The sequence below is a fragment of the Cardiobacterium hominis genome, assembly GCF_900637305.1.
Taxonomy (GTDB): domain Bacteria; phylum Pseudomonadota; class Gammaproteobacteria; order Cardiobacteriales; family Cardiobacteriaceae; genus Cardiobacterium; species Cardiobacterium hominis.
The window spans coordinates 597,626-622,980 of record NZ_LR134365.1 but is presented as its reverse complement, the minus strand read 5'-3'; the positions used below and the strand labels follow the sequence as shown (position 1 = coordinate 622,980).

Annotated in this window: 26 protein-coding genes; 11 read left to right on the top strand and 15 right to left on the bottom strand. The window is 59.9% G+C overall.

What is annotated here, in order from left to right; genetic code table 11:
• Positions 1–103 precede the first annotated feature (103 nt).
• The 4 genes from EL199_RS02830 to EL199_RS02815 all read right to left on the bottom strand — a co-directional run bounded on the left by EL199_RS02830 (position 104) and on the right by EL199_RS02815 (position 6,753).
• Complete coding sequence (locus EL199_RS02830) at positions 104–1,516, bottom strand: efflux transporter outer membrane subunit (RefSeq protein ID WP_126315976.1); 1,413 nt, start codon at positions 1,514–1,516, stop codon at positions 104–106.
• A 107-nt stretch (positions 1,517–1,623) separates the two neighbouring features.
• On the bottom strand, positions 1,624–3,615 hold the full coding sequence (locus EL199_RS02825; RefSeq protein ID WP_004140475.1) for a MacB family efflux pump subunit: 1,992 nt from the start codon (positions 3,613–3,615) through the stop codon (positions 1,624–1,626).
• Positions 3,615–4,805, bottom strand: a complete 1,191-nt coding sequence (locus tag EL199_RS02820) for an efflux RND transporter periplasmic adaptor subunit (RefSeq protein ID WP_232008329.1) — start codon at positions 4,803–4,805, stop codon at positions 3,615–3,617. Before EL199_RS02820 ends, EL199_RS02825 begins: the two co-directional genes overlap by 1 nt.
• 190 nt (positions 4,806–4,995) lie before the next feature.
• Positions 4,996–6,753, bottom strand: a complete 1,758-nt coding sequence (locus tag EL199_RS02815; protein ID WP_004140480.1) for a suppressor of fused domain protein — start codon at positions 6,751–6,753, stop codon at positions 4,996–4,998.
• A 64-nt stretch (positions 6,754–6,817) separates the two neighbouring features.
• On the opposite strand from EL199_RS02815, the gene EL199_RS02810 reads away from it, so the two are divergent.
• The 3 genes from EL199_RS02810 to argG all read left to right on the top strand — a co-directional run bounded on the left by EL199_RS02810 (position 6,818) and on the right by argG (position 9,965).
• Complete coding sequence (locus tag EL199_RS02810; protein WP_126315974.1) at positions 6,818–7,561, top strand: Nmad2 family putative nucleotide modification protein; 744 nt, start codon at positions 6,818–6,820, stop codon at positions 7,559–7,561.
• A gap of 153 nt (positions 7,562–7,714) precedes the next feature.
• Positions 7,715–8,506 carry a J domain-containing protein gene (locus EL199_RS02805; protein WP_004140484.1) on the top strand — a complete coding sequence of 264 codons (792 nt, stop codon included), beginning with the start codon at positions 7,715–7,717 and terminating at the stop codon, positions 8,504–8,506.
• A gap of 118 nt (positions 8,507–8,624) precedes the next feature.
• A complete protein-coding gene (gene argG, locus EL199_RS02800) occupies positions 8,625–9,965 on the top strand; it encodes an argininosuccinate synthase (RefSeq protein WP_040355025.1) in 1,341 nt (446 codons plus the stop codon).
• A 44-nt stretch (positions 9,966–10,009) separates the two neighbouring features.
• On the opposite strand, the gene EL199_RS02795 is transcribed toward argG, so the two are convergent.
• Positions 10,010–10,399: an FAD assembly factor SdhE gene (locus EL199_RS02795; protein WP_170166211.1), complete on the bottom strand. Its 390-nt coding sequence runs from the start codon at positions 10,397–10,399 to the stop codon at positions 10,010–10,012.
• Between EL199_RS02795 and EL199_RS02790 the strand changes: the two genes are divergently transcribed.
• The 3 genes from EL199_RS02790 to EL199_RS02780 are packed head-to-tail and all read left to right on the top strand — an operon-like array spanning position 10,386 to position 12,367.
• Positions 10,386–11,180 carry a YgfZ/GcvT domain-containing protein gene (locus EL199_RS02790; RefSeq protein WP_040355031.1) on the top strand — a complete coding sequence of 265 codons (795 nt, stop codon included), beginning with the start codon at positions 10,386–10,388 and terminating at the stop codon, positions 11,178–11,180. The two genes, EL199_RS02795 and EL199_RS02790, sit on opposite strands and share 14 nt — an antisense overlap.
• Before the next feature lie 36 nt (positions 11,181–11,216).
• Entirely contained in the window at positions 11,217–11,924 is a 708-nt protein-coding gene (locus tag EL199_RS13200) for a ZapG family protein (RefSeq protein WP_004140487.1), read from the top strand.
• A complete protein-coding gene (locus EL199_RS02780) occupies positions 11,921–12,367 on the top strand; it encodes an META domain-containing protein (protein WP_004140503.1) in 447 nt (148 codons plus the stop codon). The genes EL199_RS13200 and EL199_RS02780 overlap by 4 nt, the downstream gene beginning before the upstream one ends.
• 67 nt (positions 12,368–12,434) lie before the next feature.
• Here EL199_RS02780 and EL199_RS02775 read toward each other — a convergent pair whose 3' ends face one another.
• Both EL199_RS02775 and EL199_RS02770 read right to left on the bottom strand, forming a co-directional pair.
• Entirely contained in the window at positions 12,435–12,929 is a 495-nt protein-coding gene (locus EL199_RS02775) for a hypothetical protein (RefSeq protein WP_004140504.1), read from the bottom strand.
• A 43-nt stretch (positions 12,930–12,972) separates the two neighbouring features.
• Complete coding sequence (locus EL199_RS02770; RefSeq protein ID WP_004140505.1) at positions 12,973–14,814, bottom strand: monovalent cation:proton antiporter-2 (CPA2) family protein; 1,842 nt, start codon at positions 14,812–14,814, stop codon at positions 12,973–12,975.
• A 388-nt stretch (positions 14,815–15,202) separates the two neighbouring features.
• On the opposite strand from EL199_RS02770, the gene EL199_RS02765 reads away from it, so the two are divergent.
• The 4 genes from EL199_RS02765 (at position 15,203) to EL199_RS13600 (ending at position 17,059) form a co-directional block, all read left to right on the top strand.
• On the top strand, positions 15,203–15,721 hold the full coding sequence (locus EL199_RS02765; protein WP_040355034.1) for a hypothetical protein: 519 nt from the start codon (positions 15,203–15,205) through the stop codon (positions 15,719–15,721).
• 64 nt (positions 15,722–15,785) lie between these two features.
• Positions 15,786–16,106, top strand: a complete 321-nt coding sequence (locus tag EL199_RS02760) for an ArsR/SmtB family transcription factor (protein ID WP_004140508.1) — start codon at positions 15,786–15,788, stop codon at positions 16,104–16,106.
• A gap of 58 nt (positions 16,107–16,164) precedes the next feature.
• Positions 16,165–16,728: an NAD(P)H-dependent oxidoreductase gene (locus EL199_RS02755; protein ID WP_004140510.1), complete on the top strand. Its 564-nt coding sequence runs from the start codon at positions 16,165–16,167 to the stop codon at positions 16,726–16,728.
• A gap of 187 nt (positions 16,729–16,915) precedes the next feature.
• A complete protein-coding gene (locus tag EL199_RS13600; protein ID WP_169306932.1) occupies positions 16,916–17,059 on the top strand; it encodes a transferrin-binding protein-like solute binding protein in 144 nt (47 codons plus the stop codon).
• 116 nt (positions 17,060–17,175) lie between these two features.
• Here EL199_RS13600 and EL199_RS02745 read toward each other — a convergent pair whose 3' ends face one another.
• The 5 genes from EL199_RS02745 to EL199_RS02725 all read right to left on the bottom strand — a co-directional run bounded on the left by EL199_RS02745 (position 17,176) and on the right by EL199_RS02725 (position 22,244).
• Positions 17,176–17,847 carry a TIGR02117 family protein gene (locus EL199_RS02745; protein ID WP_004140515.1) on the bottom strand — a complete coding sequence of 224 codons (672 nt, stop codon included), beginning with the start codon at positions 17,845–17,847 and terminating at the stop codon, positions 17,176–17,178.
• Between the two features lie 60 nt (positions 17,848–17,907).
• A complete protein-coding gene (gene serS, locus EL199_RS02740; protein ID WP_004140517.1) occupies positions 17,908–19,188 on the bottom strand; it encodes a serine--tRNA ligase in 1,281 nt (426 codons plus the stop codon).
• Between the two features lie 11 nt (positions 19,189–19,199).
• Positions 19,200–19,529: an outer membrane protein assembly factor BamE gene (locus tag EL199_RS02735; RefSeq protein ID WP_004140518.1), complete on the bottom strand. Its 330-nt coding sequence runs from the start codon at positions 19,527–19,529 to the stop codon at positions 19,200–19,202.
• Between the two features lie 141 nt (positions 19,530–19,670).
• Complete coding sequence (recN, locus tag EL199_RS02730; RefSeq protein ID WP_040355041.1) at positions 19,671–21,362, bottom strand: DNA repair protein RecN; 1,692 nt, start codon at positions 21,360–21,362, stop codon at positions 19,671–19,673.
• Positions 21,363–21,365: 3 nt separating this feature from the next.
• On the bottom strand, positions 21,366–22,244 hold the full coding sequence (locus tag EL199_RS02725) for an NAD(+)/NADH kinase (protein WP_004140520.1): 879 nt from the start codon (positions 22,242–22,244) through the stop codon (positions 21,366–21,368).
• Between the two features lie 75 nt (positions 22,245–22,319).
• Here EL199_RS02725 and EL199_RS13470 point away from each other — a divergent pair, with 75 nt between their 5' ends.
• A complete protein-coding gene (locus tag EL199_RS13470) occupies positions 22,320–23,396 on the top strand; it encodes a tRNA nucleotidyltransferase (RefSeq protein WP_004140521.1) in 1,077 nt (358 codons plus the stop codon).
• 8 nt (positions 23,397–23,404) lie between these two features.
• On the opposite strand, the gene EL199_RS02715 is transcribed toward EL199_RS13470, so the two are convergent.
• The 3 genes from EL199_RS02715 to EL199_RS02705 are packed head-to-tail and all read right to left on the bottom strand — an operon-like array spanning position 23,405 to position 25,303.
• Positions 23,405–23,938 (bottom strand): hypothetical protein, encoded by a 534-nt coding sequence (locus EL199_RS02715; RefSeq protein ID WP_004140522.1) that lies wholly within the window; start codon positions 23,936–23,938, stop codon positions 23,405–23,407.
• 57 nt (positions 23,939–23,995) lie between these two features.
• Positions 23,996–24,874, bottom strand: coding sequence for an agmatinase (gene speB, locus EL199_RS02710; protein ID WP_004140523.1), 879 nt, complete (start codon positions 24,872–24,874; stop codon positions 23,996–23,998).
• Between the two features lie 3 nt (positions 24,875–24,877).
• Entirely contained in the window at positions 24,878–25,303 is a 426-nt protein-coding gene (locus tag EL199_RS02705; protein WP_004140526.1) for a hypothetical protein, read from the bottom strand.
• Positions 25,304–25,355 lie beyond the last annotated feature (52 nt).

Here is a 25,355-nt window from a genome sequence, read left to right as displayed (position 1 = left end):
CCGCGCGGCGATGGTTTCGTATGAAACTCACGAAAAAACCCCGCTATGGCGGGGTTTTCTTTAGGCGCGCCGTGCTGGTGGGGCAAGCCCCACCCTACGCTTTCTACTCGCCCTCCCGTGCGGTGGGGGAAGGCTGCGGGCGGGCGGCTTCGTTGTCTTGCAGGTTGCCACCGAGGGCAAGGTGCAGGGTCAGGCTGCGCGTGAGTTGTTCGTAGCGGTTGGTTAGCAGGCTTTCTTCCACGCCGCGGGTGGCGTTTTCTTTGTCCAGCACGTCTTGCAGGCTCGCCGCGCCCGCTTGGTAGCGGATGCGGGTGAGGTTTTCGATGTCTTTCGCCTGCGCCAGGCGTTCTTGCAGGTGGCGCGCTTCGTCCTGGCTTTGTTTGAGGTTGAGGATGGCGTTTTGGGTTTCGCCGAGGGCGCGGTAGAGGGTCTGGCGGTAGTTGGCGAGGTTTTGTTGGTAGCTGGTTTCGGCTTCGCGGCGCGCCAGTTCTTTTTTGTGCGCGTTCAGGAAGGGCAGGGTGATGTTGGCGCTGATGGCACCGATGGGGTTGTGCAGCAGTTCGAGCAGGCGGTTGGCGCTGGTGCCGAGGTTCGCGCCGAGGGTGAGGTCGGGGTAGTAGTCGCGCTCGGCGATGGCGATGTTGCCGAGGTTTTGTTGCAGGCGGTATTGGGCGGCGCGCAGGTCGGGGCGCTGTGCGAGGAGATGCGCCGGGATGCCGCTGTCGATGGCAGGCACGGTCAGTGTTTTCAGGCTTGGCTCTTGGTTGATGACGCGGCTGACCGGTGCGCCCAGCAGGCTGGCGAGGGTGGTTTCGGCTTGCTGGCGCTGGTTTTCGAGGCGGTCGCGGTTGGCGTCAAGGTTGGTGCGGTTTTGTTCGGCTTCGCGCAGGTCGAGCGGGCTGGCGCTGCCGGCGTGGACTTTGGTGCGGGTGAGGTCGAGGGTTTGCGCGGCGTTTTTGCGGTAGGCGGCGTTCAGCGCCAGTTGGTCGTTGAGTGAAGCGATTTGCAGGTATTGGTTGATGATGTCGCCGATGAGGCTTAAGCGGGTGGCGAGCAGGTCTTCGGCGGTGGCCTGGCTTTCCCAGGCTGCGTTGTCGCTGGCAAGGCGCAGTTTGCCCCAGAGGTCGGCCTGGTAGTTGATGCCGAGGCTGCTGCCGTAGTTTTGGTTGCTGTGGCCGCCGTGGCTGAGGTTGCGCCCGGCGCTGGCGTTCACGCCGCCGCTGTAGTCGGCGCCCCGGTTGACGTCGCTGTTTTCCAGCGCGATGCGGCTTTTTTGCCAGGCGTAACCGGCGGCGGCGAGGTTTTGGTTGTGGGCAAGGCCGCGCGTGATGAGTTGGTCGAGCGCGGCGCTGCCGTAGTCGCGCCACCATTCGCGGTGGCTGTTTGCGGCGCGGTCGCTGTTTTGGAACATCCAGGCGCTGGGTATGGCGCTTTGCGCGAGGTCTTGTTGCAGGTTGTGCGGGGTGGTGGCACAGCCGCCGAGGAGGGCGGCGAGGAGGAGCGGTTTGGCGTTCATGGTGTCCTTTTGTTGTGCGGTTGTGGGTTGGGGCTTCGTCTTATCCAACCTACGGCATTTGTGCGAGTGGTGGGGCAAGCCCCACCCTACGGTTCTGCGGGTGTTTGTTATTCGCGGCTCAGGGCTTCTACCGGGTCGAGGCGGGCGGCGTTGCGCGCCGGCAGGAAGCCAAAGAGCAGGCCGATGCCGCTGGCGCAAATGACGGCGGCGATGGTCGAGGCGGTGGAGTAGACGAGTTTGAATGCCGCCTGTTCGCCGCCGCTTGGCGCGGCGCTCCCGGTGTTGTTCATCACCCAGCCGAAGCCGTAGGCGAGGCCGACGCCAATCGCGCCGCCCAAGAGGCAGAGCATCAGCGCCTCGATGAGGAATTGCATCATGATGTCGCCCTGGCGCGCGCCGACTGCCATGCGGATGCCGATTTCCTGGGTGCGCTCGGTGACGGAGACGAGCATGATGTTCATCACGCCGATGCCGCCGACAACCAGCGAGATGACGGCGATGGAGGAGATGAGGATGGAGAAGACCTGGACGCTTTGCGAGATGGCTTTGCGCAGGCTGTCGCTGTTAAAGAGCGAGAAGTCCTGGCTGCCGTGGCGGCGGGTGAGGATGCGGGTGATGGCGTCTTCGGCGACCGCCGGGTTGGCGCTGTCGCTGATGCGCAGGATGATGCTGGAGACGCTGCTACGGCCGAGCAGGCGGTTCATCGCCGCGGTGTAGGGCATGTAGACGCTGATGTTGTTGCCGACTTCAAAGCGGCTTTGGCTGCTGGTATCAACGATGCCGATGATGCGCACCGGGGTGTTGCGCAGCAGGATGACCTGGCCGAGCGCGCCCGCGTAGCCGTTCGCGGCGCTGGCGTTAAAGAGGTTCTGCGCGCCTTTTTGGTCGAGGATAGCGACGGCGGCGTAGTCGTCGATGTCTTTTTGGTTGAAGCTGCGTCCGGCGACGATGGGCAGGTTCTGCACCTGGAAGTATTGTTCGCCCGCGCCGGTAACTTCGCCGGTGAGTTCTTTGTTGTCGTGGCGCACGGTGGCGCTGGCATTGACCACCGGGGTGGCGCTGTCGATGAAGTCTTGTTTGGCGAGGATGACCGCGTCCGAGGGGACGAGGGTGCGGATGCGCCCGGCGCGGCGGTCGCCGAATTTGCCCGGGAAAATCTGGATGGTGTTGGAGCCGAGGTCGCTGATGTTTTCCAGCACTTGTTGTTGTGCGCCCTGTCCGAGGGCGACGACGCTGACGACGGAAGCGATGCCGATGATGATGCCGAGCATGGTGAGAAAGGCGCGCAGTTTGTGGCCGAGGATGGCGCGCCACGCCATGCTGATGGCAGAGGTGATGCGCCCGGCCGCGCCGAAGACGGTTTTTTTGACGGCAGGGGCGGCGGCGCGTTTGCTGCTGGCAGCATCGCCTGTATCTTGACGGCGGTCGTCGATGATTTCGCCGTCCTTGATTTCGATGATGCGGTCGGCGTGGTCGGCGATGTGGCGGTCGTGCGTTACCAGAATGATGGTGTGGCCTTCCTGGTGCAGTTCGCCAAGGATTTTCATCACTTCTTCGCCGCTGTGGCTGTCGAGCGCGCCGGTGGGTTCGTCGGCGAAGATGATTTGCCCGCCGTTCATCAGCGCGCGGGCGATGGAGACGCGCTGCTGTTGCCCGCCGGAGAGTTGCGCGGGCTTGTGTTCGGTGCGGTCGCCGAGGCCAAGTCGGGTCAAAAGCGCCTTGGCGCGCGCTTCGCGCTCATCCGCCGCCGTGCCAGCGTAAATGGCGGGAATGGCGACGTTTTCCCAGGCCTTGAGGTCGGCGAGCAGGTGGTAGCGCTGGAAGATGAAGCCGATGTTTTCGCGGCGCAAGGCGGCGCGTTCCTGCGGCGAGAGGTCGGTGGCGTTCTTGCCGTTGATGAAATACTCGCCGTCGCTGGGGCGGTCGAGACAGCCGAGGATGTTCATCAGCGTCGATTTGCCGGAGCCGGACTGGCCGATGATGGCGACCATTTCCCCCGCTTCAATGTCGAGATTGAGGCCTTTGAGAATCGTCACCTCGCTCTCGCCGCTTTTGAAACGGCGGTAGAGGTTGCGGATGCGGATAATCGGCCCGCTCATCAGAACGGCCCTCCCGGCCCCATCGGGATGCTGCCCTCGCCGGTGCCGCTACTGACCACCACCTGCTCGCCCGCCTTCAGCCCCGTCACGACTTCCGTATTGACGCCGTCATTGATGCCGAGCTTGACCACGCGCGGCTGCGGCTTGCCATCTGCCGCCATCACCTGCACCTCGTCCTCGCCCTGCGCATTCGTTTGCAGCGCGGTCATCGGAATCGTCAGCACGCCCTTCGCCTCGCGCACGTTAATCACCATATTCGCCGTCATACCGATGCGCAGCTTGCCGTCGGGGTTCGGTACATCCATCTTGCCGTAATAATAAACGGCGGTATCGTTCGAGCTGCTGCTGGCGCTGGTCGTATTCTTGGAAGTCGCCAGCGGCGCCGGGTCGATGGATTTCAACTTACCCTCAAAGCGCGTCTTGTCCGCACCAAGCAGGGTGAAATACGCCGCCATGCCGGGCTGCACCGCGCCCACATCCGCCTCGGCAATCTCCGCCTCGACCGTCATCGTATTCGTCTGCGCGAGCGTCACCAGCGTCGGGCTGTCCTGCACCGCGTTTACCGTCTGCCCCTTCTCGACCGCGACCGAAATCACCACGCCGTCCATCGGCGCGGTCACACTCGTATAACCCAGCCGCAAGCCCGCGTTGTCCAGCTCCAGCTGACTCTTGCGAATATCGGCTTTTGCCTGCTCCACCGCACTCTGCGCCGACTTCAACGACGCCTGCGCCGCATCCAGCGACTCGCGCGCCGCCGCGCCCTTCTTCACCAGCTCCTGCTGACGGTTGAAATTCTGCTGCGCCTCGCGCAACTTCGCCTGCGCCGCAGACAGCGCCGCCTTGCTGGAAGCCAGTGCGGCTGCGGCACTATCGCGCGTATTCTGCTGCGTACTCGCATCAATCTCGGCGATGCGGTCGCCCGCCTTCACCTTGTCGCCGACCTGGACGAACAACGCGCTAATCTCGCCGGACACCTGCGCGCCAACCTTGACCGACTTGAACGGCTGCAGCGAACCGCTTGCCAGCACCGTCTGCGCCACATCACCGGACTTCACCTCGGCGGTGATGAACTTGATGGCGCCCGCCTCATCGGGCTTGTCGCGGAAATGCCACCAGGCATAACCCGCAGCGGCAACAATGACCAAAAAAACCAAAAACCGCATTCCTGCGCGGCCAGACTGACTATTCATCAAAAACCTCATGAAAACAAAAAAACGCGACCGCAGTCGCTGACGGGGCGGATTGTACCCGCAAAAGCAGGCGCGGTGGATTAGCCGCAGCTTGGCTGAAGGCTACGCAAAATTCATCGAGCCGCCCGCGCTTTACGCTGCGCGGCACAAAAAAGTGCGCCGAAGCGCACTTTGCCGTCTGGCAGGATATTTAACGGCTGCTGTCCTTGCGGTGAATATCAACGACTTCACTGTTGATGCCGGTTTTGTCGAAGTGTTCGAGCAAGACGTCCAGCCCCTGTTCGCTTTTGAGGTCGATTTCGCCGGGGTAGAGCGGGATGAGCGCGTAGAGGTTCAGGCGCGTGCCGTCGCGGCTGTGGAAGGCGTAATATTCGTGCGGGTGGCTGACAAATGGCGGCAGCACAAGGACGCCGCTAAACGGGGTGTCGGCGATTTCTGTCATCGGGTCGCCGTTGGGGAAGACGTAACCGGTGCCCAGCCAGTTGCCGGGCGTGCGCGCGAAGTCGGCGAGCATGGTCAGCCAGGCAATCGGCCAATAGCCTTGTTCGCTATTGAGGTTGTCCGGACTGATGTTCCATTCGGGCGGCAGCATGATCATCAGCTCGGCGCGCTCGCCCATGGTTTTTTGCGGGACGCTGTCCGGGATGTCCATCGGCCGGTCGGAGAGGCCGAGGGTGACGAGGGTGTGATACGGACGGTTGGCGCTGGGGCGCAACCAGAGGAGATCGACCGGGCTGTCGCTGTCTTCGCGGCGGAAGGTGGCGCTGATGGGGCCGAGGTGTTTTTCGATATGCGCGATGATTTCTTGGCGGTAGCTGGCGCTGGCGGCACTGATGTGCGCCGGCAGGTCGTCTTCCGGGTAGAGTTGGTAGCTGAGGTAGGTGTAGAGCCATTCGTCGAAGGTGTCGTATTCGGCGAGGATTTCGTAGTCGGCGGTGTTGTAGATAACCAGCGGCTGGCCTTCGCTGCCTTCTTCGCCCGGCGCGTAGTCCAGCGCGATGAGGATGTCGCCGCTTTGGTAGATGGGCAGCCACAGCGGGTGGATGTAGTTCGGCTGGGTCTGCGGCGATTCGTCGGCGTCCGGACGCGGGGTGGTTTCGGGGTCACTGCCGAGACGCTCTTGCAGTTTGTGTTGCCATTCTTGCTGGACGGCGCTGATGTCGTGGTGGCCGATCCAGCGTTCGCCTTCTGCGGTCTGCGCGCTGTAGCCGTTGTAAATGTTCCAGATTTTCTTGAGGTTCGCCGGGAAACGGATGCCGTGCAGGTGTTCTGTGATGCGGATGTCGTTCGGGTTGGCTGGCGGGTTGAGCGGCAGGGCGGGGTTGGCTTTTTGCCAGGCGAGGTATTCGTCCAGCAGGGTGGTGAGGCCGACGGCACGGCGGTTGGCGGTGAGCGCGTGCGCGTGGTTGTCAAACCACTGGCTGAAGCTGTCTTCGAGGTGGATGATGTCGCTGTTTTCCGGCTCGGTGTTGATTTGCGCGTAGAGGACTTGCCCGCTGTTGCCATTGGGCTCGGGGTCGTAGTCCAGGCAGTAGAAGCCTTCGTTGTCCGCCATGAAGGGTATCCAGAAGGGGTTATAAAGGGTGTTTTTCGCTTTTCCTTCGGCGTCAATGCGCGGCAGGCGCACTTGCGGCCAGTGGTTGCCGTAGTAGGTTTCGCAGAATTCGCGCCATTCTTGTTGTTTGCCGTAGATTTCGTCCAGCGCCAGCCAGCGCGGTTCGCCCGGCGGGATGCGGTCGTGGATTTGGCCGTTAAAGGCACGATAGACGTCTGCCAGGGTTTCCGGCAGGCGGATGCCGTGTTCGCTTTCGAAGTTTTTCAGGTCGGCTTCGGTCGCGCCGGGATTGAGTGCGCCACTTAGGCCACGGGTCGCAAGGGTTTCGAGGTATTGTTTGAGTTTTTCGGCGATGTCCATCGGGTTGTCTGGGTTTTGGTTTTCGCCGGGCATTGTACGGGCTTTTTTACCGGCTGGCGCGTAGAATGCCGCCGTTCTTGTTATGGAGGTTTTGTTTATGTTCACTTTTGCGCCCCACGCCCGCCTGTTTTCGTTTCCGGTGTTTTTTGACGGCGGCTGTGCGCCGTTTGTCCGCGACGGTCTGGCGTCGTTTGCTCTGACGCAGCCGCAGGTGCGGGCGCAGGCGCAGGTGGATGATGTGTTACTGGGGCTTGCCGACGAGGATGGTCGGGTGCGGATGGTGTTCGCCCTGGTCGTCGATGCGGTGCTGCCGTGGATGGATTACAGCGCGCAATGCCGCACAGGCGAGCGCCGCCGCGTGCCGCGCAATGTGCTGGATGCGGCGGATGCTATTTTCCCGCCGCAGGGGCGCAATCCGCTGCCGTCGTGGTCGGGGCATATTGCCGCCGATTTCGCCCGCGATGTGGAAGAAGGCAGGCACGCGCTGACCAGTCGCCGCTTTTGGTATTTCGGCCAGGGCGAGCGCATCGCCGCGTGGTTGCCTGACGATTTGCAGGCGCTGTTACCGTCCGCAGGTTTCCGCCAGCGGGCGAACGCGCCGCTCATGCCACGCTTTGCCGCTTTCTTTAATGAACTGCTCACGGCACACGGCGCGCAGGAATACGGCAGCTACGGACAGCCGCGCGAGCAGCCGGTGCTGGAGGGGTTCGATTTCATAATGTCGTGCAGCACGCTGTCGGCGAGTGCCGATGGTTGCGGCGCGCAGGTGGAAGGGCGGGTGCCGCTGGATGTGTTGCGCGACGCCGAACGCGCCAACGATGCGATGGGTGAAGCGCTGTAACATCATGAGTAAAAAATGTTTTGCTTTTTGGCGGGTGCTTTATTACAATTTTGAAACGACATAGTAACGTCCGCATGACTCACCGTGGCAGGCAAGGACCAAAACCTGTGTTGTTTATCAGGGAGTTCGCCACGATTCTTCAAGGAAAATTTTATGGCTGCGATACACAATTATTACCGCATCTTGGGCATCAAAACGACCGCTGGCATTCAGGAAATCAACCAGGCAATCGCCGCCTTGCGCCAGAAGGACGCCGCTGGCAATTACAGCGCGACCATCAACACGATTGCCGCGACCCTGTCCGAGCCGCAGAAACGTGCTGCTTATGATGACGAACTGGGGCTGGACGCGGCGCTGCGTGGTGATTATTACGTCGCCATCAAATCCAGGGAAGAACCGAAAAAACAAACCTTTGTCGATGTCAGCGGCAGGGAATACGGCAGCGAGCAGGCACTGCGTAACGCGCAAAAGGCACGTTACAACCAGATGACGCTGGAGCTGGAAGAATGGGAAAAGAGCGTCGCTACCCGCACTCGCTTTCTCTCGATGGGGCGCTCCATGGTCTTTTTAATCATGCTGGCGTTGGCATTACTCATCGGCTTCTTTTCCGGCAAGCCGTTTTACGACGACTATCAGGCACAAAAACAGGCTGAAGCCGCGTATGTGGAGCTCACCAAGGCAGGCAATAGCGTCATGGACTATATGCGCGCCAACCAGACCTTCCCCGATACCGTGCCTTCGTTTGCGCGCGAAGGCGACTATTACGACATAAAGATTGTGCCGGAAAACAGCATTGAACTGCGCTTCAACCAGAATGCACAGGACGGTTTGCAAGACAGCAGTATCCTGTTTGAGCTTTACCAAATCCCTAATGGGGCGCTGGATTGGCGCTGCCGCGCACGCGTGCCGACGAAATACATCCCGGCGCGCTGCCCTGTGAACTAAACACCTTGAACCACAACAGCGGGCGACAGCAATGTCGCCCGTATTTTTATGCCCGCGCAGCGCCCGTGCGACAGAAACGCTAAAATATCGCCCTTTTCACCCTTCCATGGAGCCACTCATGAGCCAAGCGACCATTCTGCAAAACCTGCCCGTCGGCGAAAAAGTCGGCATCGCCTTCTCTGGCGGCCTTGACACCTCCGCCGCCCTCTTGTGGATGAAACAAAAAGGCGCACGCCCCTTCGCCTACACCGCCAACCTCGGCCAGCCGGACGAAAGCGATTACGACGCCATTCCGGAAAAAGCGCGCCGCTACGGTGCGGAGCGGGCGCGCCTCGTCGATTGCCGCACGCAGCTGGTGCGCGAAGGCATCCACGCCATCCAGTGCGGCGCCTTTCACGTCTCAACCGGCGGGCTGACCTACTTCAACACCACCCCGCTCGGCCGCGCCGTCACCGGCACCATGCTGGTCGCGGCGATGCAGGAAGACGACGTGAACATCTGGGGCGACGGCAGCACCTACAAGGGCAACGACATTGAGCGCTTCTACCGCTACGGCCTCATGACCAATCCGCACCTGAAAATCTACAAACCCTGGCTGGACCAGCGCTTTATCGACGAACTGGGCGGCCGCGCGGAAATGTCACAATTTCTGAACGACAACGGCTTCGACTACAAAATGAGCGCGGAAAAAGCCTACTCCACCGACTCCAACCTGTTAGGCGCCACCCACGAAGCCAAAGACCTCGAATACCTGAACAGCAGCATCCGCATCGTCGCCCCCATCATGGGCGTGGCCTTTTGGCGGGAAGACGTCGCCATCGCTCCGGAAGAAGTGCGGGTGCGCTTTGCCGAAGGCGTGCCGGTCGCGCTGAACGGCCGCGAATACGCCGACCCGGTCGAGCTGATGCTGGAAGCAAACCGCATCGGCGGGCGGCACGGCCTCGGCATGAGCGACCAAATCGAAAACCGCATCATCGAGGCCAAAAGCCGCGGCATCTACGAAGCCCCCGGCATGGCGCTCCTGCACATCGCCTACGAACGCCTCGTCACCGGCATCCACAACGAAGACACCATCGAACAATACCGCATCAACGGCATCCGCCTCGGTCGCCTCCTTTACCAAGGCCGCTGGTTCGACCCGCAAGCACTGATGCTGCGCGAAACCGCGCAACGCTGGGTAGCCAAAGCCATCACCGGCGAAGTCACCCTCGAACTGCGCCGTGGCAACGACTACAGCATCTTGAACACCGAATCGCCGAACCTCACCTACGCGCCGGATCGCCTCTCCATGGAAAAAGTCGAAAACGCCGCCTTCACTCCGGCCGACCGCATCGGCCAGCTGACCATGCGCAACCTCGACATCAGCGACAGCCGCGACAAACTGGCGCTTTACCTGGAAACCGGCCTCATCGCCGACAGCAGCGACAGCGTCATCCCGCGTCTCGGACAAGACCGCTAAACGCCGCCATCCGCAAAAACCGCGCGCTCACCCCGCGCGGTTTTTCATGCCCCCCCTGCCCGCAGACGCTGCACCAGCGCGGCAATCGCCGCGTCCTCATCCTCGACCCCATGAAAAATACGGTCAAGAATCTCCGGATCCTGATACTCCAACAGCGCGGCAAACGCCTGCTGCTCCGCTGCGGTCGCATCCGCATAACCATCCTGCAAAAAACCTTGCAGCACCAAATCCAGCTCCTTAATACCGCGGCGCGACAGCCAGGCCAACCTTGCGTCCATAAAACCCTCCAAACCTTTCCAGTTTTTTAACAAAGCGCAGAATGCTACAATATCACCGCGCGAATCACAAATATTCACACATATCAACGCACAGCGAAACACGGCGATACCCCGCCGTGCATCCATCCGCGAGGCACACAACATGAAAGACGACACCCTCATCCTCAAAGCCACCGGCATAGACGCCGGCGCCTTCCTGCAAGACCAACTCACCTGCGACATGAACGCCCTCGCCGCAGGACGCTGGACCTACGCCGCCTGCTGCGACCCGCACGGCAAAGTACTCGCCGTCCTCTGGATATTCCCCTGGGCAGACGGCGTCCTGCTGCGCCTGCCACGCTCGGCCGCCCCCGCCTTCCTTGCGCAAACCCGCGAAAACATCGACGGCCGCGAAGTGCAAATCGCAGAAACCCCGCTGCACTTCGGCGCACTTGCAGGCGACAACCCCAGTACCGAACAGCGCCTGATTACCGCTGCCGACAAAACCCTCATCGGCGGCGTCCCCGGCGTCATCCCCTTTATCAGCGAACAGCCGCAGGCAGACGCCCTGCCCGCCGAAGCCTGGTACGCCGCCCGCATCCGCGCGGGTATCCCGGAAATCTACGCCGACAGCGCCGGACACATCCTGCCGCAAGCGCTCAACCTCGAAGCCCTCGGCGGCTTCAGTCGCGACAAAAGCGGCTACATTGGCCACGAAGCGCTCGCCCAACACAAAAACCACCGCCACCTCGCCACCGCCCGCGTTCCCGCCCTTGCCAGCGGTCAGCGCGCGCTCTACGACGCCAAAAACAAACACGTCGGCACCCTGCTGGACTACGGTCACAGCGCGGACGAAACCCTCGTCCAGGCCGTCATCGAAGACCGCGCCCTCGGCAAAGCGCTGCACCTCGCCGATGATGACCAAACCTTGACCTTCAAAGCCGTGGCGGCGAAATAACCCTATAATCCCGACAAACCCTAACCGGAGCACCCTATGGACCAAAACATCATCATCGCCGCAGCCGCCGGCTTCTTCATCGGCGCCGTCCTCGTCTGGATTATCAAAAACACCAACCAAAGCAACGCAGAACACCTGCAAGAAGAAAGCGAGGCGCTGCGCAAAGAATACGAAGCGCTGAAAAAAACCTTCGCCGACTACCGCAACAACGTCAGCAACCACTTCGCCAAAACCGCCGACGCGGTGGACCAGCTCACCGACAGCTACAAAAACGTCTATAACCACCTGAGCGCTGGCGCCCGCGCCCTGATGGACAAAGAAAGCCTGCAAAAACAAATCGAAAAACGCCAAGGCAAAAGCGTCACCCTCGCCTACCTCGCGCAGAACCAGGAAAACGACAAAGCTGCGCCGATAGAGACGCCCCAAGCCGAAACACCCGCCAAACCGGCCGCTGCAGAACCCGCAAAAACAACACCGCCCGCCAAACCCGCCGCTGCAGAACCCGCCAAAGCAACACCGCCCGCCAAACCCGCCGCCGCAGAACCCGCAAAAACAACAGCGCCCGCTAAACCCGCTGCCGCTGCAGAACCCGCAAAAACAACGCCGCCTGCCAAACCCGCTGCCGCAGAGCCTGCAAAAACAGCAGCGCCTGCCAAACCCGCACCCGCTGAAACAGACAAAAACGAAAGCCCGCAAGAAGCGGTCAAACGCCATCTGCATAACAACCAAGGAAAAACGCCATGAAAAAAACCAGCCAAACCGTCGGCCTCATGACCGCGCTCCTGCTTGCCGCCTGCCAAAGCGGCGCTTCTGACGCCCTGAAAATTACCGACGACCACGGCAACAGCCCGCAACACGGCGGCGAATGGATACTCGTTGCCGGACAAGTCAAAGGCAAAACCCTAAACGTCCAAGACGGCAAAATCACCCTCAAACAAGACAAAGACGCCTTCACCGGCATCTCCGCCATCAACCACTACCGCGTGCCGGTAAAAATCCGCGGCAACACCATCGAACACCCGGACGAACCGCCGACCACCACCCTCATGGCAGGACCGATGGAAGCGATGCGCCTTGAAAGCGACTATTTGGAAGCGATGCGCGTCGTCAACAACCTGAAGCGCGAAGGCGACCAACTCACCATCAGCGGCGACGGCATCGAACTACAATTCCGCCCCGCGCGATAACACCCGCACCCACAAAAAACCCCGCTACTGCGGGGTTTTTCTTTCACTGCCCTACCAACGCGAACATTTAACGCGCCGCACCCAACACGGTGAGTAGCGCTTCCTGATCGCTGCCGAGCGCGATGGCTTTGCCGCTGCTCTTGGCGAGCGTCGCGCGCTGCTCTTGCAGTTGGCGCTGCACTTCGGCGAGCGCGGCAGCATCGCCGCTTTCCGCCAGATAATTCAGGCGGTAATCCAGCGCGTTTTCCGCCGCCTTTTGCGCACGGTTGCCGCCTGCGAGCAGGTCGCGGCACAGAGCCTCCAGCGCCGAGAGCAGCTCAATCGCGCCCTGTTCGCCGTTTTCGTCGTCGTTTTTCTCCCAGAGGTAGTCAATCAGGCGGCTTTGCAGCGCGGTGGCCAGCGCCGGGTCAGCCCCGCCCTGCCAGCTTTGCTCGAGCAGATCGCGCGCTTGCGCGAGGATGTCGTCGCCGTCGTTTTTCACGAGAAAGGCGATAATCGCCGGGTCGCGTGTCAGCGGGTAGAGGTTCCAGGCGGCAAGCGCCGCAGGGGTTTTGTGCTTCATGACGGGTTCCTTTTTTGTTTTTTGTGGTGGAGGGTGGTGCGGTTTATGCGTCGTCGGTGTCGTTGTCGCTGCCGACGGGGGCAACATTTTCACCGCGCAGGATGGCGGCGATGTCGTTCGCCATTCTGATGTCATAGGCTTGCGAGATTTCGATCATTTGCTGGTTTTGGAATGGCCCCAGCGCCGGGTCATGCACCCGCGCCTGTTCGACCATTTCATGTCGGTCGGTATGGAAGTAGTAATGGGCAATCTTGTCGGCAATATCGCTTTTTATGCCGAGCAGTTTCAGGGCGCCTTTACCGGAGCGGACAGAGGCATCGAATACTTCGCGGACAATGTCATCCGCCCCTGCCTGATAGAGGGCAAAGGTATGGAGGCGGTCAAAGGCGCGGGCGACGATTTTAATGTTCGGGTTAATCTCGCGGGCAAAGCGGACAATTTGCAATGCCTGTTCGCGGTTATCAATGGCGACGACAGCCATGCAGGCTTTTTCAATCCCGGCGACAATGAGCAATTCATGGCGTGAGGCATCACCAAAATGGGTTTTGACGCCGTATTGGGTAAAGTTCTGAACCACCTTCGGATCCAAATCAATGATGGTGGTTCCGTATCCGCTCATTTGTATCATTCTTTGAATGTGCTGGCCGAATCTGCCCATGCCAATTATCAGAATCGGATTTTGTTCTTCGATGGTATCGGCTGCGCGCGTTTCCATTTCTTCAGCTTTCGCAAAACGGTTATGCAGAATAATCATCAGCGGCGTAAATACCATAGAGAGCACGACAATCGCCGTCATATTGGCGTTGACCGTTTCATCAATCACCCCTTTGCCCAATGCGCCGGAGAACAGGACGAACGCAAACTCGCCGCCCTGCGCCATAATCACCGCGCGGTCGAGCGCGTCGGCATGGCTGCTTTTGGCGAGACGCGCGACGGCGTAGATGCACGCCGCTTTGGTCGCCATCAGCGCGGCCACGCCGGAGAGAACCAGCCACCAGTTACGCGCGACCACGGCCAAATCGAGCGACATGCCGACGCCGAGGAAAAAGAGACCGAGCAGCAGGCCACGGAAGGGCTCAATATCCGCTTCCAGCTGATGGCGGAAGGAGGATTCGGAGAGGAGAACACCCGCGACGAACGCGCCCATCGCCATGGAAAGCCCGCCCGCTTCCATCAGCAGCGCCGCGCCGAGGACGACGAACAGCGCGGCGGCAGTCATCACTTCGCGCGCGCGGGTGGCGGCGAGGATGCGGAAGAGTGGGTTCAGCACGAACAGCCCGGCGACGACCAGCGCGGCAAGCGCGCCGAAGGCGATGGCGGCGGATTGCCACAGTGGCCGTACCGCTTCGCCGACCGGCTCCAGCGGCGAGAGGAAGGCGACGATGGCGAGCAGCGGCACAATCAGCAAATCTTCAAAAAGGAGAATGGAGACAATGCGTTGCCCACGCGGGGCGGCGATGTCGCCGCGCTCGTTCAACACCTGCATGACGATGGCGGTCGAGGTGAGGACGAAGCCCGCCGCGCTGATGAAACTCACCTGCCACGGGAAGCCGTAAAGCATCCCGACGGCGGTGAGGAGGATGGCGCAGACCACCACTTGCAGGCTGCCGAGGCCGAATATCTGGCGGCGCAGCCCCCACAAATGCGAGGGCTTCATCTCCAGCCCGATGACGAACAAAAACATCACCACGCCAAATTCGGCGATATGAATGATGGCGTGCGGATCGGTAACCAGTTTCAGGCCGAACGGGCCAATGGCAAGCCCGGCGGCGAGATAGCCGAGTACCGAGCCGAGGCCGAGCCGTTTGAAAAGAGGCACGGCGACCACCGCCGCGCCCAATAAAGACACCACGCGGACGAGTTCGCCCGCTCCTTCTGCTGCCATGAAAGACTCCTGAATGAAAGAAAAAGCGGCATTGTAACGGGTTGGGCGGCAAACTGCTGCATGGAAATCCGCGCCTTTCAGGAATATAGCAATTCACACAAAGTGCTGTACAAGGCGCGTCGCCGAAGGCAGTACGCGGTTGTACGGCGAGGCGACGCAACACCGTACAGGGCTTTGTGTGGATTGTTATAACAAGAATCTGAACGCCGAATGCCGTTTTTAGTAACGCGGAAAAATACGACAGACAAATAAAGTATTTATCCCGAAATTTACGGCGTTATGAATTGTGCAAACTTGACGCAACCCATTGCCCGTCAAACAATAATACGCATGGCACGTACACGTTTGCGCGTGCCTGCCATTTATCTTTAATCTTCAGGAGACAGCCATGTCAGCCAAAATAATGAGCGGAATATGCCTTGCAATGCTGCTTGCCGGTTGCGGCGGCAGTGATGGCGATATTAAATTCACTCCCGATCCCAAACCCGCGCCGAATCTTCCTTCGCCCAATCCGCAGCCGGGGAAAAATGTTTATCGTCATTTGAGTTCCTATAATGCCAAACAAGGCGCATTTGGCGGTTCCGTTTCCAATAGCGCGCCCAGTATGGATATCTTGAGTTTTAATGGCGTCGAATTGCCATTGGTCATTGAAGGCATGAAACCGGGGCGGCTTGCCAATGTCGATAATTTGACGCTGGGCGGCACTTCTTACAAAAAATTCGTGTCCGGATTAACGCGCGGCTCCAATGCCCGCTATGGCGCACTCACTTATCAGGGCAATAATATCGTCTTCCATCAGGGGCATTTGACTACCAATATACCAACGCAAGGCACGGCGGAATATGTCGGCGATGTCGTGCACGTCAATAACGCCAATTTGGTTTTATCAATCTACCTGCCGATTTAAACGATTGGTTACCTGAAAGTATAAATATTGAAAAATCTAAATATGTCTGTATAATCATGCTCCCATGAACGCAAACGCCATTTTCAAAGCACTCTCCAACGAGCACCGCCTGCAAATCCTGCTGTGGCTGAAAATGCCTAAGCAGCATTTCGCCGCCGAACGCCTTTCCACCGCCGAAGAAACGGGCGTGGTGGACGGTGTGTGCGTGAATGCCATCGTGGAAAAAACGGGGCTGACGCAATCTGTTGTCTCCACCTATCTGACTGTGTTGAAAGACGCGGGGCTGATTCGCACCGAGCGTGCCGGAAAATGGACGTATTGCTTCTACCGGCCTGAAACCATGGCGGAATTTTTGGCTTATTTGCACGGTAACTTTTTGCCGTGAACCGTTTTTTTAACCCATTATATCTATAAATTAGATATATAAATTGAAAGGTATCCACATGAAAAAGACCCTTGTCATCGTCGCCCATCCCGATATTGCCCGCTCCACCGTGAACCACACTTGGGCACGCACTCTTGCCGCGCAGGAGGACCGCTACACCGTGCACGAACTTTATGCTGCCTATCCTAACGGCAAAATCGATGTAGCCGCTGAGCAGGCCTTGATTGAAGCGCACGGCAGCGTGATTTTGCAGTTTCCCGTGTATTGGTTTTCCTGCCCGCCGCTGCTGAAACAGTGGTTTGACAGCGTATTCACGCACGGCTGGGCGTTCGGTTCGTCCGCCACCGCGTTCAAAGGCCGCAAATTGGGTTTAGCTGTATCGCACGGCACGCCGCCGCAAGACTATTCGCACACGGGCAAAATCCGCCATACGCTGGCTGAAACGCTGATTCCGTTTGAAATCATCGCCAACTATATCGGCGCAGAATATCTGCCGCCGTTCACCTTTCATGCGCTGGAATTTTTCACGGAAGAAGAGATACGAGCCAATCACGATAAAATGGTGGCGCACGCAGAGCAGGCCGCGAAGGATTTACTGGCACATTTGGAGAAATTTGCCTAATCTGCAGTGTGCCAATTAACTGGCTATACAAGGCGGTGAGCCGCTGGCAGTGCAGCATTGCGACGAAAATGAATACAGCAATGGCATTTTATTCGCGCATGCCAATTTCGCCGACAAGAAACTGAAGCTGGATTTCACCAAACCGGGGGAGTAAAGCAATTTCGTACCGCGCTCGCTCGATGCCACGATTGACGGCAACAAATTCACCGGCAAGACGAACGACACCACGGTCAATGGCGCATTCTACGGCGACAACGCCAAGGATATTGTCGGCCATTACGCCAACCCGACGGAAAACTTCCAGGGCGCGTTCGGCGGCTCGCAACGCTGACCGCCTTTCTCTCCAGATATTTCTCCCAAGAAAAAGCCGGATGTTCGCATCCGGCTTTTTTAGCGCTTGTTCGAATTCGCGTGGCAGCCGCGATGCGCGCGGGATCGAACAGGCGCTTAGCGGTAGGCGCGCATCAGGCTGCCGGAAAAGGGTGTCCAGAGGACGTGTGTTAATCCGGCGGCTTTCAGGCGCGCATTCGTCCAGGTGTTGCAGGTAGTGAACAGGCTGTAGCTGCCGCGCGCTTCGTAGAAGGCGTCGTGGTCGCCGTAAGCACGGCCGCCGATAGCGATGGCGCGACCGTCGTCGCTCCAGCGGAAGCTGTCGCGGATGCTGGCAACGAGCGCCTGATATTCGTCGCGGCTGACGGGAATGGCGATGCTGTGCGCGGTTTCGCGCAGCGGCGGCAGGAAGGTCGCATGGATGATGGTCGCGCCTTGTCCGCTGATGGCGTTCCAGGCGGTCGTGGCTTTCAGGTCGCGCCAGTGCGGCGTTTCGAGGTAGAAGGCGCGGTCGCCCCAACCGAATGCGACGTAAGCGGGGGCGAAAGCGGTATCGCGGGCGTCTTCAGGGCGGATGAACGTCGTCCAGTCGTAGGTGTCGTTGGCAAGCGGCAGGGCGAGGTCGGTATGCACGCCGTTATCAAGCAGATAGAGGGTGATGTCGCGCCTGCCGTGCCGTTCGGGGGTGAGAACGATGCTGCCGAGGGTAAAGGCGGCGAGCAGGTAGGCAAGCAGCACGGCAAGCAGGGCGGCGAGGGTTTTGCCAAGGCGGCGGAGGAAGCGGTGCATCGCGCTTTTTTCTTGATGAAAACGCCACCGGAAGGTGGCGTTTGTGGTTCGTCGCGCGTTTCAGCGCAGCGGCCGGATTTCGGTGATGCCACCCATGTAGGGCAGGAGCGCTTCCGGAATGGTGATGCTGCCGTCGGCGTTCTGGTAGTTCTCCAGGATGGCGACGAGGGTGCGGCCGACGGCGAGGCCGGAGCCGTTCAGCGTATGCACCGGCTGCGGTTTTTTGCTGTCTTTCGGGCGGTAGCGCGCCTGCATGCGCCGTGCCTGGAAGTCGGTGCAGTTGCTGCAGGAGCTGATTTCGCGGTATTTGCCCTGTCCCGGCAGCCAGACTTCGAGGTCGTAGGTTTTGGCGGCGGAGAAGCCCATGTCGCCGGTGCAGAGCAGCACGACGCGGTAGGGCAGGTTCAGTTTTTGCAGGATGTTTTCCGCGTTGGCGGTGAGTTTTTCCAGTTCGTCGTAGCTGGTTTCCGGGGCGACGATTTTTACCATTTCTACTTTGTCGAACTGGTGCTGGCGGATCATGCCGCGCACGTCGCGCCCGTGCGAGCCCGCTTCGGAGCGGAAGCAGGGGGTGTGCGCGGTGTAGTAGAGCGGCAGGTCGGCTTCTTCGAGGACGCTGTCGGCGACGAGGTTGGTCAGGCTGACTTCCGAGGTCGGGATGAGGTAGAAGTGGCGCTCGCCCAGCGCAGTTTTGAACAGATCTTCTTCAAATTTGGGCAGTTGTCCGGTGCCGAACAGCGCCTGCGCGTTGGCAAGGTACGGCACGTACATTTCGGTGTAGCCTTCGTCGCGGGTGTGGGTGTCGAGCATGAATTGGGCGATGGCGCGGTGCAGGCGGGCGAGGTCGCCGCGCAGCACGGTAAAGCGCGCGCCCGCAAGTTTCGCGCCCGCATCGAAATCCAGCCCGATGTTTTCGAGGTCGGCGTGTTCTTTTGGCGGGAAGTCAAAGACGCGCGGCGTGCCCCAGCGGCGCACTTCGAGGTTGTCGTCTTCGTCTTTGCCGACGGGGACGCTTTCGTGCGGCGGGTTGGGTACGGTGGCCAGCAGCGCGTCCAGGGCGTTTTGGATTTCGGCGTATTGTTGTTCGCTGTCTTTTTGTTCGCTGTCCAGCGCGGCGACTTGCGCCATCAGCGCGTCGGCATTCTCGCCGTTTTTCTTCGCCTGGCCGATTTGCGCGGAGAGGCTGTTGCGCGTCGCTTGTAGTTGTTCGGCTTTGACTTGCGCGGTTTTGCGCGCGTCTTCCAGGCGTTGGTATTCGTCCAGCGGGAAGGTGTAGCCACGGCTTTGCAGGCGCGCGGCGATGGCGGCGGCGTCCTGGCGCAGCAGTTTGCTGTCTATCATGATGTGTTCCTTTATTTTGTTGCGGTGATGTTTTGTTGTTCGACGTGGGCGACGGTGTCGGCGGCGCTGTAATAGACGACGAGGCGGCGGCTGTAGGTGCGCTTGCTGTCGCCGGCGAAGTAGCGGTAGAGGTAGTTGGCGCGGTCTTTGTGGAAGGGATCGACCAGCTGCGGTGTGCCGAGGATGCGCTCGACTTCGGCGCGGCTCATGCCGGGCTGGATGCGGGCGATTTCGTCATCGGAGAAGACATTGCCTTGTACGACGTCGGTTTTGTAGAGGAAGGGGGCGCTGCCGCAGCCGCACAGGCTGAGGGCAAGCAGGCAGGTGAGGGCAAATCGCATGGAATTTCCTGTCGTTGGAGAGGCGGGCATTATAGCTTATTGGCCGGGGCGGCGGCGGCACGGCGGCTCATGCGCGGTTTCATGTGAACCGCCAGAGTTGGTGAACAGGGGCGTCATTTGCAGCTGTTGGCGCAGGTTTTTTCAGGCATGGCGGGCGATGTTCACGCTGGCTTTGCGTGCCAGCATGCTGCGCGCGTGTTCGCGGCTGGTGTCGCTGTCGGCGCTGCCGAGCATGCGCGCGATTTCGGTGATGCGCGCTTCGTCGTCCAGCGCGGTAACGCGGGTTTGGGTTTCTTTGCCGTCGCTGTGTTTTTCGATGCGGTAGTGCGCGTCGGCGTAGGCGGCGACTTGCGGCAGGTGGGTGATGCACAGCACTTGCCGGCTTTGTCCGAGGGTGTGCAGCAGGCGACCGACGGTGTCGGCGATTTCGCCGCCGATGCCGGTGTCGATTTCGTCGAAGATGATGGTCGGCGGCGGCGTCGGCGTTTCGTCGAGGCAGGCGACTTCGATGGCGAGGCTGACGCGCGAGAGTTCGCCGCCGGAGGCGACTTTGGCGAGCGGTTGTAGGGTCTGGCCGGGGTTGGCGCAGAGGGTGTAGGTGATGTCGTCGTTGCCGTGCGCGGCAGGGCGGGCGGCGGGCTGGACGTCGATGGCGAAGGTGGCTTTTTCCATGCCGAGTTGTTGTATCCATTGTTCGACGTCGCGGGCGAGTGCCGGTGCGGCTTTTTGCCGGGCGGCGCTGAGTGCAGCAGCTTTGGCGTGGTAGTCGGCTTCGGCGGCGCGGCAGGCGGCTTCGAGTTCGCTGCCGCTTTGGTTTTTTTGCGCGAGTGTCTGGTGTTCGGCGGCAAGGGTTTGCCAGTGCGCGGGCAGTTGTTCGGGGTCGATGTGGTGTTTGCGCGCGAGCGCGTGCAGGGCACTCATCCGCGCTTCGGTTTCGGCAAGCGCTGCGGGGTCGTGTTCAATTTTATCCAGTTGTTTGGCCAGCGCATCGCTGGCCTCACTCAGGTACACGGCGCTTTGTTCGAGCAGTTCGGCGGTTTCGCGGTAGTTGTCGTGGATGGCGGCGAGGTGTTCGGCTTCGCGCTGGGCTTGGCGCAGGGCGCTTTGTAGGTTGTACTCGCCGTCGCGCAGTTGGTCGGCGAGTTTGCCGCCGCTGGCGAGGATTTGGTCGGCGCTGGCAAGCAGGCTTTGGCGGGCAGCGAGTTCGTCAAATTCGCCGTCTTGGGGCGCGATTTGTTCGATTTCGTCGAGCTGGTAGGCGAGCAGGGCGAGGCGTTCTTCGTCGTTCGTGCGCGCGTTTTGCCAGGCTTCGTGCTCTTTTTCGAGGTGTTGCCAGTGGCGGTAGGCGTTAGCGCAGGCGGTGAGCAGTTCGCGGTGGTTGGCGTAGCGGTCAAGGCGGCGGCGCTGTTCGTCGTTTTTCAAGAGCGCCTGGTTGTGGTGCTGGCCGTGGATGTTTACCAGGGTGGCGGCGAGGGTTTTGAGTTTGCTGCCGGTCACGCTTTGGTCGTTCACCCAGGCTTTGCTGCCGCCGTCGCGCAGGGTGCGGCGGATGTGGATTTGGCCGGGGTTGTCCGGGTCGTCGAGGCCATCTTCGGCAAGCGCCTGCTGGTGTGCGCTGCTCAGTTCGCTGAAGGTGGCACTGACGGTGGCGCGCGCCTGGCCGTGGCGGATGCTGCTGGCATCGGCGCGTTCGCCGAGGACGAGGCCGAGGGCGTCGATGAGAATGGATTTGCCCGCGCCGGTTTCGCCGGTGAGGACGTTGTAGCCGGGGCGGAAGGGGATTTCGCTGTGTTCGATGATGGCGATTTGGTCGATGGTGAGTTGTTCGAGCATGGTTTATCCGTGGCTGTCTTCGGGGGCGATGCCCCAGTTGAGTTTGGCGCGCAGGCGATCCTGGAAGTGGTAGTTTTCCGGATGCAGCACCGGCAGCGGGATGCCGGCGCGGATGGTGATGCGGTCTTTGTGGTGCAGGCGGTGTTGTTGTTGGCCGTCGATGCTCAGTTGTGCGCCGCTGCTTTTAGCGCCGGGGGTGATGGTAATGGGGCTGTTGGCGTCAATGACGACCGGGCGCTGGGTGAGGGTGTGCGGGCAGATGGGGACGACGAGGCTGACCGGCAGGTTCGGCTCGATGATGGGCCCGCCGGCGGCAAGCGCGTAAGCAGTGGAGCCGGTCGGGGTGGCGATGATGAGGCCGTCGGCGCGGTAGTGGCTGAGGTAGCGGTCGTGGTTATAGACGTCCAGCTCGATCATTTGCGCCTTGCTGCTGCGGATGACGGCGTCGTTGATGGCGAGGTGTTCGCTGCTGCCGTCGCGGCCTTCGATGGTGACGCGCAGGGTGTGGCGCTGTTCGCAGTGGTAATGGCCGGCAAGGATGTGGTCAAGCTGGTCGGCAAGATCGTCGAGGGTGAGGTCGGCGAGAAAGCCGAGGCGGCCGGTGTGGATGCCGATCAGCGGGATTTGCCGGTCAATCAGCGCGCGGCTGGCGTAGAGGAAGGTGCCGTCGCCACCGATGACGATGCACAAGTCAACGTCGTCCCAAGCGCTAATCGGCCGCGCGGCGGGGACGATCTGGTATTCGGGCGGCACGGTGTCGGGGTCGAGGCTGTAGCGCAGGCCGCGTTGTTCCAGGACGGCGACGGTGCGCGCGAGGGCATCCTGCACGCGGATGGCGCCGAGTTTGCCGATGATGCCGATGTGGCGGAAGGTCTGGGGCATGGCGTTGCGGGGTGGTGAAAAGCGCTTATTATAGCGGGGTTAGGTTTTAGGCAGCGCTCGCTGCGGGAGAATGCGATGGAGATTTTTTTGGTCGGCGGCGCGGTGCGCGATGCTTTGCTCGGCCTGCCGGTGCATGACCGCGATTGGGTCGTGGTCGGCGCAACGGCGGAAGAAATGCTGGCGCAGGGTTTCCGTCAGGTCGGCAAGGATTTTCCGGTGTTTTTGCATCCACAATCGGGCGAGGAATATGCATTGGCACGGCAGGAGCGCAAGACCGGGCGCGGGCATCAGGCCTTCGCCTTCGATTTTGCGCCGGAGGTGTCGCTGGAAGCGGATTTGTTGCGCCGCGATTTGACCATCAACGCGATGGCGCAGGCGGCCGACGGACGGCTGGTTGACCCTTACGGCGGTCAGGCCGATGTGCAGGCGCGGGTGTTGCGCCACGTCTCGCCCGCTTTCGCCGAAGACCCACTGCGCGTGCTGCGGCTGATGCGCTTTTACGCGCGCTTCGCCCCGCTTGGTTTTAGCATTGCAGCGGAAACGCTGGCGCTGTGCCGCGCAATGGTCGCCGCGGGTGAATTGCAGCATTTGAGCGCGGAGCGCATCTGGGCGGAATGCGAGAAAGCGCTGGCATCACCCGCACCACAGGCATTTTTCAGCGGATTGCAGGCGGTCGGGGCGCTCAATGTGTTGGGATTTGACGCGAGTGATGCGCAGCTTTCTGCGATGAACGCGCGCTTGCAAGCGGTGCTGGCGATAGAGAGCAGCGCTGAACACCGCCTCGCAATATGGTTGCAAGGAGAAGATTGCGCCGCCGCACGTACTGCGTTGCAGAAGGCGTTGCCGCTACCAAAGCGCTATCGTTATTGGCTGCAACTGGCCGCAGATTATGGCAACGCCATTCGCCGCTGGCACGAGCTGGACGGCGAAACGCGCTGGATGCTGCTAAAAGCGAGCGGCAGCCTGCGCGCCGAAGGTGATGTCCTGACGTTAGCGCAGTTGATGCAGCTGGATGTAGCACTATATGCGGAAATTAAAAACGCCCGCGAACGGGTGCGGGCGTTGTCATTAGAGGAATTAACCGCACAGTATCGCGGCGCGGAATTGGGTGAGGCGATACGGAGGGTACAGATATATAAATTGCTTGTTTAGCACCACATTTAATTATTATCTAATTTTTGTGTCAGCTTGCGATCAAATTCATAGTAAGTAATTTTCGCTTCTTTAAAAAGAGGAATCTTTACTGTTATTTTTGTGGTTGTCTTACCAATCAGAATATCGCCCCCTTTACTTATCAAATCTGGGACTGAGCCGTTGACATTAGTTGAAAAAGTCACATCGGCATAATCTTTGAAGAGATCAGCATGATCTACGGAGTAATTTTCAAGTTTGTCTTGTATGTATCCATTCTGGCTTTTTTGGGGTTTCTTAAAATGCATTGCTGATTCTAAGAAATAAGTACAGGCCGCAGACTTTCCGCCGTTAATATCATATTTATAGCGCGTATATTGATCCTTAATGACAACAACTACATCTTCTGCCAATAAATCACAAAGTGCTTGCGGGTTAGCCTCGCGGTTAAAATTCACCTGCTCTACTACCCATGGGCGAAGATAAGCCTCATGAAACGACTGATAATTGTGAAATAAATAAGTCGCCAATCCCAAAGCGATCAAAATCAATATGTGTATCATGTTTTAGTCCTTTCTTGGCAAATAACAAGTCGGGCAGAGTTTCCTTCCGCCCGTTTTTTATCCCCGGTTGGCGCGTTCAACGATGCCCATCATTTTGTAGGCAAGATCGGCCGCAGTGAAGTCGTAAACGTGCAAGCCACGAATCGGCGCGAATTCAACCAGGTCCATACCGACCACCTGCCGCTGTCGCGCGATGGAAGTCAGCAAATCCAGTAATTGCCACCAACCGAGGCCTCCCGGGACTGGTGTGCCGGTGGCCGGCATAAGCGCAGCGTCCAGCCCATCAATATCCACGGTAATGTAGATTTTTTCTGGGAAATGCGGTGGCAGGCTGAGGTCGTGCAGCGGCGGACGGCAGATGTCACGGGCATCGTAAGCGGTGATTTGCGCCGGAAATTCGTCGCGTACCGCCTGTTCGTCCAGGCTCATTGCGCGCACACCAACTTGGAACAGTGCTACGCCTTCATCAACCAGCCGTTTCATCACGCAGGCATGGCTCCAGATGCTGCCTTCGTAGTTTTCGCGCAGGTCGGCGTGCGCATCGAATTGCACCACACCGATACGCTCGCCGGGGTAGGCATCGGCCACGCCCATCACCGCGCCATAGCTGACGGTGTGTTCGCCACCGAGGACAAACGGCAGATTGCCTTGTGCGGCAACTTCGCGTACACGCTCGCGGATGCGTAGCAGCACGTCGCCCGCTTCGCCACGACAATCAATTGCCGCATGGGTATAGATGCCCGCGCGACAAGGTTCGCCGCCCAGCTGGTCATAGGTTTCGAGCTGGTCGGAGGCTTCGATAATCGCCGCCGGGCCTTCAACGGTACCGCCGCCATAGCTGACGGTTTTTTCGTATGGCACGGGAATGATGTGGAAACGCGCCCCGCCGGGTGCTGGCTGTTGGATTTCCGAGCCGAGGAAAATTCGCTGGGTCATGGTTTATTGTGCCAAGTCGCCTTTTAGCGCTACACCGGCAAGCACACCGCCAGCATGGCATTCGTAGCGAGTGGTGCTGGAGAAGGGTTTTTTCTTGTAATAGCTAATCAGGTTGACCACTTTGGTTGCGCCGGCATCACGCGCGGATTGTTGAAACTGTTTGACTGCGGAGAGGAAAGCACGGATGCAGGCTTCTTCATCGCTTTTGTTGGCGGCGTTGGTTTTTTTGTTGCTGACCAGTCCGTGACGCAGCACTTTGCCGCCACCGCTGGCGAATTCGACTTTGATGCCCGGATCAAGTACTTCTTGTGCCAGGGGAGAATTCATTGCGTCAGAGATAAGCAGTTCGTGTTTGGTATCGCGACCGCAGCCTGTCGCCAGTAGTGCCGTCATCAGGCAGAGCGCTGTCATTTTCAGAGATGTTTTCATGTAATTTCCTTGTGTTAACGAGGGCGACCACTCAAAATGCATCGCTGCATTT